General features: G+C 71.0%; 11 protein-coding genes. 2 read left to right on the forward strand and 9 right to left on the reverse strand.

Annotated elements, in window-relative coordinates; all coding sequences use genetic code 11:
* Window positions 1-49: 49 nt before the first annotated feature.
* Window positions 50-1,999: a cation:proton antiporter domain-containing protein gene (locus IE195_RS02910; RefSeq protein WP_229826058.1), complete on the forward strand. Its 1,950-nt coding sequence runs from the start codon at window positions 50-52 to the stop codon at window positions 1,997-1,999.
* Here the strand turns inward: IE195_RS02910 and IE195_RS02915 are convergent.
* The 5 genes from IE195_RS02915 to putP all read right to left on the reverse strand — a co-directional run bounded on the left by IE195_RS02915 (window position 1,974) and on the right by putP (window position 7,842).
* Window positions 1,974-2,798: an alpha/beta fold hydrolase gene (locus IE195_RS02915; RefSeq protein ID WP_191267782.1), complete on the reverse strand. Its 825-nt coding sequence runs from the start codon at window positions 2,796-2,798 to the stop codon at window positions 1,974-1,976. The genes IE195_RS02910 and IE195_RS02915 overlap by 26 nt on opposite strands.
* Window positions 2,799-2,910: 112 nt before the next feature.
* Window positions 2,911-4,284 carry an acyltransferase family protein gene (locus IE195_RS02920; protein WP_191267783.1) on the reverse strand — a complete coding sequence of 458 codons (1,374 nt, stop codon included), beginning with the start codon at window positions 4,282-4,284 and terminating at the stop codon, window positions 2,911-2,913.
* Window positions 4,285-4,603: 319 nt separating this feature from the next.
* Window positions 4,604-5,434, reverse strand: coding sequence for an NAD(+) synthase (gene nadE / locus IE195_RS02925; RefSeq protein WP_229826059.1), 831 nt, complete (start codon window positions 5,432-5,434; stop codon window positions 4,604-4,606).
* Window positions 5,435-5,540: 106 nt separating this feature from the next.
* Window positions 5,541-6,125 carry a putative glycolipid-binding domain-containing protein gene (locus IE195_RS02930; protein ID WP_191267785.1) on the reverse strand — a complete coding sequence of 195 codons (585 nt, stop codon included), beginning with the start codon at window positions 6,123-6,125 and terminating at the stop codon, window positions 5,541-5,543.
* Window positions 6,126-6,270: 145 nt separating this feature from the next.
* Window positions 6,271-7,842 (reverse strand): sodium/proline symporter PutP, encoded by a 1,572-nt coding sequence (gene putP, locus IE195_RS02935; RefSeq protein ID WP_191267786.1) that lies wholly within the window; start codon window positions 7,840-7,842, stop codon window positions 6,271-6,273.
* Window positions 7,843-8,180: 338 nt separating this feature from the next.
* On the opposite strand from putP, the gene IE195_RS02940 reads away from it, so the two are divergent.
* Window positions 8,181-8,366 (forward strand): hypothetical protein, encoded by a 186-nt coding sequence (locus IE195_RS02940; protein WP_191267787.1) that lies wholly within the window; start codon window positions 8,181-8,183, stop codon window positions 8,364-8,366.
* A 305-nt stretch (window positions 8,367-8,671) separates the two neighbouring features.
* Here the strand turns inward: IE195_RS02940 and IE195_RS02945 are convergent, their stop codons facing one another.
* The 4 genes from IE195_RS02945 to IE195_RS02960 form a co-directional block, all read right to left on the reverse strand.
* Window positions 8,672-9,754, reverse strand: coding sequence for a ribonucleotide-diphosphate reductase subunit beta (locus IE195_RS02945; RefSeq protein WP_191267788.1), 1,083 nt, complete (start codon window positions 9,752-9,754; stop codon window positions 8,672-8,674).
* Between the two features lie 106 nt (window positions 9,755-9,860).
* Window positions 9,861-12,416 (reverse strand): ribonucleoside-diphosphate reductase subunit alpha, encoded by a 2,556-nt coding sequence (locus IE195_RS02950; protein ID WP_191267789.1) that lies wholly within the window; start codon window positions 12,414-12,416, stop codon window positions 9,861-9,863.
* Between the two features lie 691 nt (window positions 12,417-13,107).
* Window positions 13,108-13,680, reverse strand: coding sequence for a hypothetical protein (locus IE195_RS02955; RefSeq protein ID WP_191267790.1), 573 nt, complete (start codon window positions 13,678-13,680; stop codon window positions 13,108-13,110).
* 25 nt (window positions 13,681-13,705) lie between these two features.
* The gene (locus tag IE195_RS02960; protein WP_191267791.1) at window positions 13,706-15,460 is read right to left on the reverse strand and encodes an NYN domain-containing protein; all 1,755 of its coding nucleotides are present in this window, start codon (window positions 15,458-15,460) and stop codon (window positions 13,706-13,708) included.
* Window positions 15,461-15,479 lie beyond the last annotated feature (19 nt).

A 15,479-nucleotide genomic window follows, 5' to 3' on the forward strand; every position in this document is an offset into this window, starting at 1 on the left:
AGGAACGCCCAGGAGGCAGACAGTGATGCTCGCTGCGGGGGAGACCCCCGTGTACCTAGGCCCCATCGTGGCCCTGCTCGTCACCGCGGGGCTCATCGGGGCGCTCTTCGTCCGGTTGAAGGTCGTCCCCATCGTCGGGTTCCTCCTCGCGGGCGTCCTGATCGGCCCGCACCAACTGGGGGTGGTCGCGGACGAGAGCCAGGTGGAGGCGGCGGCCGAGATCGGTGTCATGCTGCTCCTGTTCACCATCGGCGTGGAGTTCTCCGTCGAACGCCTCGCCAAGATCAAGAGGTTCGTGCTCGGCGGCGGCACCCTCCAGGTCCTGCTGACCACCGCCGTCGTGACCGCCCTGTGCACGGTGTTCGGGGTCGACTGGCGGGTCGGCGTCTTCACCGGGTTCCTCGTCGCCCTCTCCTCCACCGCGATCGTGCTGAAGGTGATCGCGGCGAAGGGGGCCACCCAGCAGCCGGTGGGCCAGGCCTCGGTGGGCGCCCTCATCCTCCAGGACCTCGCCATCATCGTGATGGTCCTGCTGATCCCGATCCTGGGCGGCCAGAGCGAGGGTGTGTGGGGCATCGTCCGGGCCCTGGGCACCGCGGCCCTGGTCCTGACCGCCGTGATCGTCATCGCCCGCAAGGTGATGCCCCCGCTGCTGGAGCGGGTGGCGCGCCTGTGCTCCCCCGAGATCTTCCTGCTGTCCATCGTGGCCATCGCCCTGGGCGTGGCCTACCTGACCTCGCTGGCCGGGGTCAGTGACGCGCTGGGGGCCTTCCTCGCCGGGATGGTGCTGAGCGAGTCGCGGCACAGCGCCCACGCGCTGAGCGAGATCATGCCGCTCCAGATGATCTTCAGCGCCGTCTTCTTCGTGTCCATCGGCATGCTGCTCGACGTCGCCGTGCTGGCCCAGCTGTGGTGGATGGTCCTGCTGGCCGCCCTCGCCGTCGTGGTCGTCAAGGTGGTGACCGCCTACGCGGCGGTCTCCGTCCTGCGGGTCGGAGCGCCGACAGCGGTGGGAGCGGCCTTCCTCCTCGCCCAGATCGGCGAGTTCTCCTTCGTCCTCCAACAGGTGGGCGCCGAGTACGGGCTGAGCCCCGCCGGGATGGGCGCCGACGGCGACCAGTTGCTCGTGGCCGTCACGGTCGTCCTCATGACCGCCACGCCCGCGCTCGGCGCGCTCGGCGAGCGCCTGGCCAAGCGGGTGGGCGGGCGGCCCGCCCCGGCGGCCGACCGGAGCGCACCGGAAACCGGCGACACCCGGGACCGCGTCCTGGTCTCCGGCTGGGGCCAGGTGGCCCGGCACCTGTCCTCCTACCTGCGGTCCAACGACGTCCCGGTGACGGTGACGACCCTCAACCCGGACCTGGCGGCCCAGGCCGAGGCCGAGGGGCACACCGTCGTCCGCGGGGAGGTGACCAAGACGAGCGTCCTGCACGAGATCGACATGGACCGGGTGAAGCTGATCGTGGTCGCCGAGAACACGGCGGAGGAGGCCACCCACATCGCACACATCCTGGGCGGGGTCGCCCCCGGGGTCCCGATCGTGGTGCGCCCCGTGGACACCCCGGACGTCCCCGGCCTGTACGAGGCGCACGCCGACCGGGTGGTGGACACCCAGCGCGCGGTGACCGAACCGCTGGGCCACACGGTCCTGGACCTGCTCGGCATCGGCCGCACCGGGGTGAAGCGCCCCGACCCCACCGTCATGTCCCTCTTCACCCCGGACCCGGCCTCCTCCTGCGTGCACACCGAGAACCTCCAGCCCGTCCTGCCGAAGAGCCCCGGGTGCACCGAGTGCCTGCGCCAGGGCAGGCACGACTGGGTCCACCTGCGCCTGTGCGCCCACTGCGGTTTCGTGGGCTGCTGCGACGACTCCCCCGGCAGGCACGCGACCGCCCACGCAGAGGGGGTCGGCCACCCGGTCGTGACCTCCGTGGAACCCGGCGAGGACTGGGCCTGGTGCTACCTGGACTCCGTCAGGATCGAACCCGCGAGGGGCTGAGGACCCGGTCCCCGGCACGACAGGTCCAGCGGATGTGTCCGGAGACGGCGAGGGGGTCGTCGGCCATCGGGATGTGCCCGGCCCCGATCAGCGACACCATTCGCGCCCCGGGTATCCGCCGGTGCGCGTGCCCGGCGCCGGAGGGCGGCAGCATCCGGTCCCGGTCGCCCCAGGCGACGGTGACCGGGCAGGGGATCGGGCGCGCCGTGAAGTCGTAGTCGGCGATACGGGGCACCAGCCGCACGTAGGAGCCGCCGGGTTCGAGCTCCCGGACGCCGAACCGGGCGGTCCTGGCCCCGGGGGACGCGGGGTCGCCGCGCAGGGCCCTGCGTGCGGCGGCCCGTGCGGGCGGGGTGTCGGCGAGCCGCTCCCGGACCGTCAGGGGGACGCGGGCGGCGAGGTTGGCCGCCAGGCCGGCCGTGCGCATGCCCCAGCGGGCGAACCTGTCGGAGAAACCGGCCGGGGAGAACACCGTCACCGAACCGGCGACCCCCTGGACCCCCAGTTCCAGGGCGATGGAACCGCCCAGGGAGTTGCCCGCCAGGTGCGGGCGCTCGAAACCGTGGAGTTCACAGAACTCCCGCACCACCCGCACGAGGCTGGCCACGTCGTAGGACTCGCTCCGATCCGGGGCCGGGGACTCGCCGAACCCCGGCAGGTCCACGGCGACGACCTCGTAGTCACCGGTCAGGCGGGGAGCCACGGCCCGCCAGCTCTGTCGGCGGTCGCCGAGCCCGTGCAGGAGGATCACCGGCCGGCCGCTGCCCCACCGGTCGTAGGCGATGTTTCCGGGGTTCATGCCACCGGTCTACCCGAAGCGCTCCGCCCCGCCGACGGCGACAGGCCGTGCGGCCGGGCCGGACCGGGAACCGGTTCGGCCGCCGTGGCGGGGCCCGGCCCCAGGAGGACCGTCAACGCTGCCATGCCCACGGGCGGGGACGCGCCCCGGCCGCGCCGGGTACGCGCGGGGCAGCGGTCAGCAGCAGCCCGGACACCACGGCCACCAGGCCCAGCACCGGGGCCAGACCGAAGCCCAGCCCGGCCACCGTCAGCGCCAGCAGGCCCCCGCCGATCAGCGCCGCGGCGACCAGCGCGCGCACCGTCCCGGGGTCGCCGCCCAGGACCTTCGGCGGCTCCTCGAACCGCACCGCCCAGTGCGCCAGCGGAAGGATCAGCGGCAGCAGGACCGCCACACCGAGCACGCCCCACAGCAGCCACAGCCCGGTCATCGGCTCGGGCGTGTCGACGCCCAGGCCGTACACCAGGACCCCCGCGACCACGCTGATCGGGAGCATGTGCCACAGGTACACCGTCATCAGCTGCGGCGAGACCCTGTCCAGCATCCTCGCCGGTCCGGAACGGTCCGTCCACGCGGCGATCCGGTCCCGGAGCAGCATCGCGACCCCGACCTGTACCGCGCCCACCGCGGCCAGCACCAGGGTCGGCGGGGCCACGTTCGAGTTCTCGGCGGCGAACACGCCGGTCATGTTCAGCGAGTAGGGCCCCGCGGCCACCAGGACCACGGCGGCGACGGCACCGGCACCGGCGAACCACGCCGCGTGGGAGCGGCGGATCGCCCCCGTCGCGTAACGGAAGCCGAGCTGGTGCACGGCCAGCCAGACGAACGCCACGTTGAGGAAGCCGAAGGCGTCCACACCGGACGCGTACCGGGCCAGGTCGACGAGCACGGCACCGGTCAGCAGGCCGGCCGGGACCCACCAGCCGAACCGGTCCTGCGCGGCCGCCAGCAGCGGCGTGGCCACGACCACCAGCACGTACGTGGCCAGGAACCACAGCACCATGCCCGCGGCGCCCGCACCGACCAGCACCGGCTGCTCGGGGGCCCCGGCCAGCACCAGCAGGTGGCAGGCGAGGATCCACACCACCGCGAGGGGAACCACCGGCCACGCCAGCCTCCGCAGCCGCTTGGCCCACCAGACCGAGGCGGACTCCCCGCGGGCCGAGGCCGAACGCCAGCTGATCAGGTTCGCGGCACCGCCCACGAAGAAGATCAGCGGCATGACCTGCGAGACCCAGGTCAGCGCGAAGCCGCCCGGGGTGCTCAGGACGCTGCCCGCGGCGAGTTCGCCCTCGGACTGCACGGTCAGTACCGGCAACCACCAGTGCTGGGCGACCACCAGGACCATGACGAACAGGCGCAGGGCGTCGAGGAAGCGGTCGCGTCCCCCGCCCGGCCGGGGCGAGGTGCGCACCGGTACGGCGGCGCGGCCCGGGGCGGGGGCGGGGGGCCTGCCCCCGTCTGTCGGTTCGACGGTCACGGTCATCGGCTGTCGCTCCTTGGTTCTACCGGACTCGGGCCGACCCGGGTACGCGGCGGTGCCCTCGTCGTACTGCCCGGGGTCAGGGGGGTGTCGACACGTTCCGGTGCGCCGTGTCCACGAACGCACACCGGTACGGGTCCTCGAGACGGTGACGCGTCGTCGGAAACGACACTAGGTGCGACGACGGGGTGCTGGCGAGGGCCCTGGAACCCCTCCCGTCCCCACGGCCCACCCGACCTCGGGAGGTGGTGCCAGCACTACCGGCGCTCCGGCGGCACCGGCGGGAGGGGGCCGTTCGGGCCCGGACGCGGTCAGGGCACGCTCAGGGCGCCGTGGGCAGGGCCCGCTTGTGGGCGGTCAGGCGGTAGCGGTCGACGAGGGTGCGTGCCACCTGGTCGGAGACCGGGAGGCCTTCGAGGAAGTCGTCGATCTGATCGTAGGTGAGGCCCAGCGCCTCCTCGTCGGGCTTCTGCGGGGTGAGCGTCTCCAGGTCGGCCGTGGGTACCTTGCGCACCAGGTCGTCCGGGGCGCCCAACCGGGCGGCGACCGCGCGCACCCGGCGCTTGGTCAGACCGGTCAGGGGGACCAGGTCCGCCCCTCCGTCACCGTACTTGGTGAAGAAGCCGGTGACCGCCTCGGCGGCGTGGTCGGTGCCGACCACGAGGCCGCGCAGCCCGCCCGAGACCGCGTACTGGGCGATCATCCGCTGCCGGGCCTTGATGTTGCCGACCACGAAGTCCTCCGCGGCGGCGTCGGCGTAGACCATGCCCGACTCGGTGAGCGAGGCCGCCATGGCGTCGGTGGCCGCCCGCACGTCCACGGTCAGGCAGCGGTCGGGGGAGGTGAACTCGACCGCCCGGGCGGCGTCCTCCTCGTCCTTCTGGGCGCCGTAGGGCAGGCGCATCGCCACGTACTCGGCCGTGTGCCCGGCCTCCCGGGCCCGGTCGACGGCCAGGCGGCACAGGCGTCCGGCCGTGAGCGAGTCCACCCCGCCGCTGATCCCCAGGACCAGGGCGCGGGCGCCGGTCGTGGTGAGCCTCTCGGCGAGGAAGGCCGCGCGGCGCCCGATCTCGGCGTCGGCGTCGAAGCTCTCGGGAACCTCGAGGTCGCGGATGATCTCGCGACGCTCCTGGCTCAGCTCGGTCTCGGTCACGTGCGCTCCCTGCGTGTGGTGCATGCGTTCCCCGATTATCACCCGTACCGGGGGGCGCTTCAGCACCCGGGGCGGGGGTCGCCCGGGTGTTCGGCCCCCGAACGGCTCAGGCGTCGGAGCGCAGGCGGCGGGCGAACCGCTCGTAGTCCACCACCAGGCCGTTGCCGTCCACGGACAGCCGGTACTCGCCGTGGAGGGGGTCCCGGTAGGTGTACCGCTCCAGGCCGTCCTCGGCCGGATACCGGGTGTAGCGCTGGCGGACGCGGCGGACCCGCAGGGAGGGGATGTCGATCCACACCACCGCGATGTCCCGGTGCTCGCCGGGGCGCAGCCCGAGGCGGCGGATGGGGAGCGTGTTCGTCAGGGGGGTGGCGGCGACGTCGACGTCCAGGCATCCCACCAGCTCGGCGAGGGGGCGGCCGTCGGCGTCGGTCCAGTGGCCGTCCTGGGCCCGGAGGGTGACCGACTCCGGGCCGGAGGCGGACAGCACCTCGGCCCGGACCTCACGGGTCGTCCAGGCCAGGTCCGTGCGGACGGTGAAGCGGGTGAAGAAGCGCTCCTCCCCCTCCACCACGGTCTCCCCCGCCTCCAACCGGTGGCCGTCCGGTTCGGGCAGGAGCGTGCCGAGCCCCAGACCCTCGGGGACGTCGGTGCGGGTCCAGGCTGCCGGGTGTTCCGTCAGTGACGACATGTCACCGTTCTACCGTTCCCGGGCGGGGGGCGCCAGAGCGCCAGCGGCCCCGTGCCGCATGCGACACGGGGCCGGAAGCCGTTCGTTACGGGCCCGGGGCCGCCATCCCCGCGGGGCGCGGGACCCGGGCCGGAGGAAGCCGGGGTCAGGCGGTCGGTTCGGCCGCCGGGGCGCGGCCCTCCCCGATCTCGCGGACGACCTTGTCGAAGTCCTCCTCCATCTGCGCGCTGACCCGGCCGAGGCCGTTGAGGGCGAAGATGGCGACGAAGCTCAGGATGACGGCGGGCACCATGGCGTACAGGCCGGTTTCGAGGTAGGCGCCGTCGACGATGTCCCAGATGATGGCGGTCGCGCCGCCGACGACCATGCCCGCGAGCGCACCGACCCAGGTCATGCGCTTCCAGAACAGGGCCAGCAGCAGGACCGGGCCGAACCCGGCGCCGAAGCCCGCCCAGGCGTAGCCGACCAGGTCCATGACGGACTGGTTGCCCCACAGGGCCACACCGGCGGCGACCGCCGCGACGGCGACCACGGTGCCGCGGCTGATCCACAGCAGCGACCTGGGGGAGGCGTTCTCGTTCACGAAGGCCTTGTAGCCGTCCTCGGTGAGCGTCGAGGCGGCCACCAGGAGCTGGGAGTCTGCGGTGCTCATCACGGCGGCGAGGATGGCGGCCAGCAGGAGGCCGGCGACCAGCGGGTGCGTCAGCGCCTCGATCAGGCGCGGGAAGACCTGCTCGGGAGTGTCGAGCGGGGTGTCGAAGTAGGCGATGCCGATGAAGCCGACCACGACGGCCAGGGCCATCGCGGAGACCGCCCAGGCCACGCTGACGAAACCGGCCTTGGGGATGTCCCTGACCGAGCGGATGCCCATGAAGCGGGCCAGGATGTGCGGCTGGCCGAAGTAGCCGAAGCCCCAGGCCAGACCGGAGACGATGACGACCCAGCCGAGGGTCTCGGTGGAGACCCAGGCGCCGGTGTCGGTGTCCAGGGCGGTGCCGCCCACCGCGGACAGCAGGTCGTCGCCCCTGCCCGCGACCCCGTCGGCGAGACCGGAGAACCCGCCGATGGCGGTGAGGGCCATCACCGGGACGACCAGCAGGGCGGCCCACATCATGACGGCCTGGATCACGTCGGTGTAGGAGACCGCGAGGAACCCGCCGAGCACCGTGTAGAGCACGACGATGCTGACGCCGATGACGATGGCCGGGGCCGGGGACAGACCGAAGACCTGGTCGAAGAGGGCGGCCATCGCGACGAGGCCGGAGGCGACGTAGAAGAAGTAGAAGACGATGATGAGCACGGCCGAGACGGCGCGCAGGGCGCGTGAGCGGTCGTTGAAGCGGTTCTCCAGGAAGGAGGAGAGCGTCAGCGAGTCGGACTCACCACCGAAACGGGAGTCGCTGACCCGCTCGGTGTAGACCCGCAGGCGCGGGGCGATGAGGATCCAACTGCCCGCGAATCCCGCTGCCAGACCGACGGCGATCCAGGCCTCTCCGAGACCGGAGACGTAGATGGCTCCGGGGAGCCCCAGCAGCAGCCAGCCGCTGAAGTCGCTGGCGTTGGCGCTCAGGCCGGCGACCCAGCTGTTGAGCTGCCGCCCACCGAGCACGAAGTCGGACTGCGAGACGGTCCTCCGGTAGACCCAGAGTCCGATGGCCACCATGACGGCGAGGTACACGCCGAAGGTCGCGACTGACGCGAGCGTGGAGTCGTTCACCCGTCTCCTCCTTTCCTTTGGGGCGCGGCAACTGTGCTCACGCGCGCTTGACGAACTTTGTCCGTGATCATCACCCCTCGTAGCCCGGATCACAATGCCCCGTGTGTGGAACAACACCTGTTCGAGACCTCACCGAGTTGTTGACCAGGCATTATTGTCCGCTTGGCCATCGTCGGGAACGCCCGTTTGTCTGATCGGACATACACGACATCCGGTAATCGGACCCCTGACTGTTCGGGTTCCGTGGCGGCTGGGGCGCGTGTTCGGCCGGGGATCCGGCCCGCCGAAGATGGCGGGAGAAGGTGGTGGGCGAGGGCGAGGGGGGCTACCGTTACGGCATGGACGCACAGCCCGCCGCCATCCGCGCCCGCAGCATAGGACCGTCCGGGATCTGTCCTCGCGGGGAACACGACTGGCAGCCCTCGTCACCCGGTTCGGCCCGACACCTGTGCACCAAGTGCAACTCGATGATGACCCGGAACTACACCCCGGACCCGGTCCCGGCGGCCCCGCAGGCGGACTGACCCGGCCCCGTCCCGACAGGTCCCGGAAGAGTGCCCGCTGCTTCCGAAACCATCCAAACCGCGGTGATCTTGCTACCAGGGGCAACTTCGGCGCCGAAGTTGCCCCTGGTAGCAAGATCACCGGGAAGAATGGGCCGCTGCGCCCCGGGCGGACACCGCGCAACCGACGTCCGCGCCCTGCTCACGGACGGCACACCCACCACCCGGCCCCGGACACGCGAACGGCCCCGGACACGCGAACGGCCCGGGGCGCGCGCCCGCCCCGGGCCGTTCAGGGGAGAACCAGCGCTCTCCCCGGAGAGGACCTAGTCCCAGTCCAGGCCGCCACCCGTCTGGTACTCGATCACTCGGGTCTCGAAGAAGTTCTTCTCCTTCTGGAGGTCCATCATCTCCGACATCCACGGGAACGGGTTCTCCGTCTCACCGAAGATCGGGGCCAGACCGATCTGCTCGGCGCGGCGGTCGGTGATGAAGTGCATGTACTTCTCGCACAGCTCGGAGTTGAGCCCCAGCACGCCGCGCGGCATGGTCTCGCGGCCGTAGGCCACCTCCAGCTCGCAGGCCTCGGTGAGCATCTGCCGGACCTCGGCCTGGAACTCCTCGCTCCACAGGTGCGGGTTCTCGATCTTGATCTGGTTGATCACGTCGATGCCGAAGTTCAGGTGGATCGACTCGTCGCGCAGGATGTACTGGTACTGCTCGGCGATACCGACCATCTTGTTGCGGCGGCCCAGCGACAGGATCTGCGCGAAGCCCGTGTAGAACCACATGCCCTCGAAGATCACGTAGAACGCGACCAGGTCACGCAGGAAGGCCTGGTCGGCCTCGGGCGTACCGGTGCGGAACTCCGGGTCCTCCAGGTTCTGGGTGTACTTGAGCGCCCAGGCGTCCTTCGCGGTGATCGAGGGGACCTCGCGGTACATGTTGAAGAGCTCGCCCTCGTCCAGGCCCAGGCTCTCGCAGATGTACTGGAAGGTGTGCGTGTGCACGGCCTCCTCGAAGGCCTGGCGCAGCAGGTACTGGCGGCACTCCGGGTTGGTCAGTTGGCGGTACACGGCCAGGACGATGTTGTTCGCCACCAGCGACTCGGCGGTCGCGAAGAAACCGAGGTTGCGCTTGAGCATGAGGCGCTCGTCCTCGCTCAGCCCGTCCTTGGACTTCCACAGCGCGATGTCGGCCTGCATCGCGACCTCGGTGGGCATCCAGTGGTTGTTGCACCCGGCCAGGTACTTGTCCCACGCCCAGGTGTACTTGAGGGGCAGCAGCTGGTTGACGTCGGCGCGGGCGTTGATCATCGACTTGTCGTCGACGTTCACGCGCTCGGCGTCGCGCTCGATCTCGCCCAGGCCGCTGGTGGCGGCGGCGCTGTTCTCGGAAACCGCGGTCATGCTCGGTACTTTTCCGTTCTCCGGTCGTGCCGGTGTCGTCTCGGGGAGGGGCTGTGCCGTCGGGGGAGGGCGCCCGCCGCGCTCGGCGGGCGCCCGGCCGGGCCCGTTACTGGCAGGCCTCGCACTCGGGGTCCTCGATGCCGCACGCCTGGCCGTCGACGATCTCGAACTCGTCCTCGTTCGCCTCGGGCCCGGCCGCGGGGGCCGGGCTCGGAGCCGGGGAGGGGGACGGGCTCGGCGCCGGGGAGGCGGGCACCGCGGCGGCGGCCGGGGTGGCCGACACCGCGTTGAGGCGGCCGTCCGTGCCCTTCAGGGTGCTCTTCTCCACGTGGGTGGCGCTCTGCGAACGCAGGTAGTACGTGGTCTTGAGACCGGAGCGCCAGGCGCGGCGGTACAGGGCGTCCAGCTTCCTGCCGCTGGGAGCGCCCATGTACAGGTTCAGCGACTGGGCCTGGTCGATCCACTTCTGGCGGCGCGAACCGGCGTCCACCAGCCAGTCGGGGTCGACCTCGAAGGCGGTGGCGTACAGGGCCTTCAGGTCGTCCGGCACGCGGTCGACGGCGCCGAGGCTGCCGTCGTGCATCTTCAGCGCGGACACCATCTCGTCGTCCCAGAGACCGCGCTCCTTGAGGTCGCGGACCAGGTAGTCGTTGACCACGGTGAAGTCGCCGGACATGTTCGACTTCACGAACAGGTTCCGGTAGACCGGCTCGATCGACTGGCTGACGCCGGTGATGTTGGCGATGGTCGCGGTCGGCGCGATCGCCATGACGTTGGAGTTGCGCATCCCGGTGGACTTGACCCGCTCGCGCAGGGAGTCCCAGTCCAGGGTCTCACCGCGGTCCATGTCCAGGTCGCCGCCGCGGGAGTCGGCGAGCAGGCGCAGGGAGTCGATCGGCAGGACGCCCCTGCTCCACAGCGAACCGTCGAAGCTCTCGTAGGCGCCGCGCTCGCCGGCCAGCTCCATGGACGCCTCGATGGCGTAGTAGCTGATCAGCTCCATGCTCTCGTCCGCGAAGGTCACCGCGCCCTCGGAGGCGAACGGTGTGCGGATCTTGAACAGCGCGTCCTGGAAACCCATCAGGCCCAGGCCCACCGGGCGGTGGCGCATGTTCGCGCGGTGCGACTCGGGGATCGTGTAGAAGTTCACGTCGATGACGTTGTCGAGCATGCGCACGGCGGTGCGGACGGTGCGGCGCAGGCGCTCGACGTCGATGCCGTCCGGGCCCACGTGCTGGGCCAGGTTGACCGAGCCGAGGTTGCAGACCGCGACCTCGTCCTTGCTGGTGTTCAGCGTGATCTCGGTGCACAGGTTCGACGAGTGCACCACGCCGGTGTGCTGCTGCGGCGAGCGCAGGTTCGACGGGTCCTTGAAGGTGATCCACGGGTGGCCGGTCTCGAACAGCATGGTGAGCATGCGGCGCCACAGGTCCACGGCGGGCAGCTTCTTGGAGACCTTGATCAGCCCGGCCTCGGCGTCGGCCTCGTACTTCTCGTACGCCTCGACGAAGTCCCTGCCGTACTTGTCGTGCAGGTCGGGGACCTCGTCCGGGGAGAACAGGGTCCAGGTGCCCTGCTCCTCCACACGCTTCATGAACAGGTCCGGAACCCAGTTCGCGGTGTTCATGTCGTGCGTGCGGCGGCGCTCGTCACCGGTGTTCTTGCGGAGGTCGAGGAACTCCTCGATGTCGATGTGCCAGGTCTCCAGGTAGGCGCAGACCGCGCCCTTGCGCTTGCCGCCCTGGTTGACCGCCACGGCGGTGTCGTTGGCGATCTTCAGGAACGGGACGACGCCCTGGCTCTTGCCGTTGGTGCCCTTGATGTGCGAGCCCAGGCCGCGGACCGGGGTCCAGTCGTTGCCGAGGCCGCCCGAGTACTTGGACAGCATGGCGTTGTTGCTGATGCCGTGGAAGATGTCGTGCAGGTCGTCGCCGACCGTGGTCAGGAAGCAGGACGAGAGCTGCGCCCGCACCGTGCCCGAGTTGAACAGGGTGGGTGTGGAGGCCATGAAGTCGAACGAGCTCAGCAGCTCGTAGAACTCGATCGCGCGGGCCTCGCGGTCGTCCTCGTTGAGCGCCAGGCCCATCGCCACGCGCATGAAGAACGCCTGCGGGAGCTCGTAGCGGACCTCGTCGCTGTGCAGGAAGTAGCGGTCGTAGAGGGTCTGGATACCGAGGAAGGTGAACTGCTCGTCGCGCTCGGCGTGCAGGGCCCTGCCCAGGCGCTCCATGTCGAACTTGGCCAGCGCCGGGTCGAGCTGTCCCAGGTCGATGCCGCGGCCGACGTAGGCGGCCAGGTAGGTGGCGTAGCGCTCGGACATCTCGGACTGGCTGGCGGTCTCGGGGGCGCCTCCGACGAAGCTCAGGGCCTCGGTGCGGAGCTTGTCCAGCAGCAGGCGCGCGGCCACGTACGAGTAGTTCGGGTCGACCTCCACGAAGCTGCGGGCGGCCATGACCAGGGCCAGCTCGACCTCGGAGTCGGGGATGCCGGGGTAGAAGCCGCGACGCGCCTCGGTGAGGACCTTCTCCGCCGAAACACCGGTGAGCCGCGCACAGGCCTCGGTTACGACGTGCTCGATCCGGTCGATGGCGGCGCGGGCGCCACCACCGTCGGTCGGCTCGGGCCGAACGGATGCGGGCACGGCCTCGACGTCAAGGGTCATACAGCGGCTCCAACCTCGGTAAACAAGAGTCCCGGCGGGGAACGGGGGTTCACGAGCGGCAGGCGCGCGGCTCGCACCGGTGGACCGCCGCACTGGATGCGGAGGATCCTGTGACCGGTGGGTCGCGGCGACTCCCCTCGACGCCCCCTCGTCTGGGTAGCTGGTGGCAGGGCCTGGGGCCCGCGGGTGACCTACTCGTCCACCGACGTCCGGGGCCGGTCGGACCCCGGTCCGGGTGGCGGTCGTCGTTCCCGCCTGCTTCACCAGGGCGGGAACCCCGGTGAACCACCAACGGGTCCCGATACTACATCTAGGGGCTCCCGCCTTGGAACACCGCAAGATAATGGCGTGTTGCGGATTTCTCAGATTCTTCGACACCCGTCGAACACACGCATGGAGCGTGGTATGAGTGCCTCGCGAACACCCGATTCCGGTGCACGCCCCGCCGGGTTCGCAGGCTTTCGGAGAGGGTCGGACACAGCCTAGAACGTCGCCGGGGCGGACGTGTCCGAGCCGCTCCCGGAGATCGGCCACAGAACGGCGCAGGAGCGCCGGGAAGGGACCCGTGCACGGGGGGCCGCGTCGACGGAACCCGGCGTACCAGGTCGGTACGGTGCGATGGGGCTGCCGTCACGTGTCCGGAACCGGACGACGGCCCCCGGCCCAGGATCACCGGGGCGCGTCAGAAAGCTCACTCCTCGTCGAGACGGCGGTCCAGGTCGTCCTCGGACAGGCCCAGATCGGTCCGGATCCGGAAACGGATCCTCAGGAGCTCCACGAACAGGTCGCGGACGTAGGCGGGCAGCGCCCCGCCCGCGAACCGGCGGGCGCCCTCGGTCGCCCAGCGTTCGGCCTCCTCCAGGTCGTCGTGGGCGTAGAGGACCTCGGCGACGTGGATGTGGGTCGCCAGCCCGGCCCGGGGGCCGCTCTCCAAACGCTTGAGGTGGTCGTAGGCCCGTTCGCGCTCGTCCAACTGGAGCAGGGCCCCGGCGCTCAGGGCGCGCGCGTCGACCACGGTGGGGCCGCCGTCGTCCATGGCCCGCTGGTAGGCGGCGCAGGCCCGCTCGAACTCCTGGGCGATCTCCCACTGCTCACCCGCGCGCACGAACAGCTCCGCGCGGGTGACCTCGCTTCCGGCGTCGACCCGGTTGGCCAGATCCAACAACTGGGCGGCGATCCTGCCGTGCTCACCGGATCGGACGGCGTGGAATTCCAACCGATCGAGTTCTGCCGTCGTCACCTGGGTCAACCGCATCGCCCCCATCCCCTACTCGCTCCCCCCACACCCGTCAGGCCCTGGCACGCTCCAACGCCTGCCAGAACCCGTGGCGCAGTCCGTCACGGACCTCGTCGCGCAACAGGTGGTCAATCGGGAGCGAGGAGCCCTGGAGCAGGCGCGCCTCCAGGTCGGAGGGCATCCGGGGCCTCCGGGCCAGTACGGCCTCGACCCACAGGGCGGGTGCCTCACGTGCGATCGACTCCGCGAAGTCGTTCCCTTCCTTGTGCGCGACACGCACCGCGTCATCAACGGTATGTGCGGCGGAGCCAGTCTGCTGGGCATATCCAGGACTGTGACCGGATTCCTGGTAACCACCGGCGCTGAACCGGCTGTCGAACTCGGGACCAGTAGGTTGCCGTTCCCCGAAGCGGGGCCCGGCGTGACCGCGGCGTGCGGCGTCAGTTTCCGTACTGGTCCCATAGGTAGGGTTTGCTTCTGCCCCACCTCCGAAGCCTGGATCCTCACCGGGTCCGAACCTCAGGTCCTGTTGGGGTGGCGGGGTCTTTCTCTGCGGTGGCCTCTGCTGGGGTGCGAAGGAGACCTGTGGACCCGTTCCGCTGTCGAAGGCCCTCTGCGGCCCGGTCCCGTGGAAGGACTGCTGCGGGCCCGTTCCGTGGAAGGACTGCTGGGGTCCGGTCCCGTGGAAGGACTGCTGCGGGCCGGTGCCGTCGAAGGGCGGCTGGGGGCCGGCCATCGGCTGACCCTGGCCCTGCGCCGGTCTGTTGGGGAGCCCGTAGCCCCCCTGTTCGGCACCGCCCATGGCCTGGTGTCCACCGGTTCCCGGAGGCGCGTACCCGCCCTGGCCGTTGGCTCCGTGCCCGTTCTGGGCCGGGTGCCCTCCGGCGGCGCCGGGGTAGGCACCGTTGCCGTTGGACGGGGCCTGGCCGCCCGAGGGGAAGCCGTTCGCGTCGATCCCGCCGGGGGCCGGGGAGGAGTTCTCCGTGCCCGGCCCGGCCAGGTGGTCGACACCGCGCTGTTGCGCTATCGACCGGCGCATCGCCCGCAACTGGTCCATCGCGCTGCCCTGGGGGACGGACTGGCCGCCGGTGCCCGCGAACATCGCCTCGAGCCCGCCGGTGGAGGTGTCGGCCGGTTCGCCCATGCCGGTGTCAGCGGTCGCCGCGGGCTGGCGCGGTCCGGGCTGGCGCGGCGCCTCGGGTGCGGACCGGGCACGGCCGTTGGCGAAGGGCGTGGTCGTCTTCGCGGCGTTCTCCTGGGTGGACCCCCCGCCGGAGAGCAGGCTGACGTGCGGACGCAGGTGCCCCGCACCGATCTCGATGAGGTCGTCGCACTCCCGGCGCAGCGCGCGGGAGATGGTCCAGTTGCCCTCGACCGAGATGTGCACGACGGTGACCCGTACACCCATGTCCTGGACGTCGGCGACCACCGGGGCCATGTCCTCGTCCCCGCTGACCAGGACCGCGTCGCACAGGACACCGGTGCGGGCCAGGGTGGTGAGGTCGCGCTGGACGTAGCTCTCCACGCCCTCCCTGCGGCCCGGCCGTATCCGGGCAGCACGGAACTTGACCCCGGGGATGTCCGCGATCCCGTCCTGCTCCTGGCCTCTCCGGTCGTCGGCGACCGCCTCGTACCAGTAGCAGCGCAGCAGCGGCAGCCCCGTCCGGTCCCGCGCCACCTCGTTGAGGAACTGGACGAGACCGGAATAGTCCCAGGCGACGGAGTCCCGGTTACGGGTTCCGTGCACGGCCATCGCACCGTCGGCGAGAAGGTATCCCGCGTCGACGAACAACGCGCAACGGTCCACGTGACACCGCCCCCTTCCC

The sequence above is a fragment of the Nocardiopsis terrae genome, assembly GCF_014651695.1.
GTDB lineage: Bacteria > Actinomycetota > Actinomycetes > Streptosporangiales > Streptosporangiaceae > Nocardiopsis > Nocardiopsis terrae.

Bases quoted from the DNA above. Each gene is read 5' to 3' on its own strand.
- IE195_RS02915 (WP_191267782.1), bottom strand. From the start codon at position 2,798: ATGAACCCCGGAAACATCGCCTACGACCGGTGGGGCAGCGGCCGGCCG.
- IE195_RS02920 (WP_191267783.1), bottom strand. From the start codon at position 4,284: ATGACCGTGACCGTCGAACCGACAGACGGGGGCAGGCCCCCCGCCCCC.
- IE195_RS02930 (WP_191267785.1), bottom strand. From the start codon at position 6,125: ATGTCGTCACTGACGGAACACCCGGCAGCCTGGACCCGCACCGACGTC.
- IE195_RS02940 (WP_191267787.1), top strand. From the start codon at position 8,181: ATGGACGCACAGCCCGCCGCCATCCGCGCCCGCAGCATAGGACCGTCC.
- IE195_RS02945 (WP_191267788.1), bottom strand. From the start codon at position 9,754: ATGACCGCGGTTTCCGAGAACAGCGCCGCCGCCACCAGCGGCCTGGGC.
- IE195_RS02950 (WP_191267789.1), bottom strand. From the start codon at position 12,416: ATGACCCTTGACGTCGAGGCCGTGCCCGCATCCGTTCGGCCCGAGCCG.
- IE195_RS02955 (WP_191267790.1), bottom strand. From the start codon at position 13,680: ATGGGGGCGATGCGGTTGACCCAGGTGACGACGGCAGAACTCGATCGG.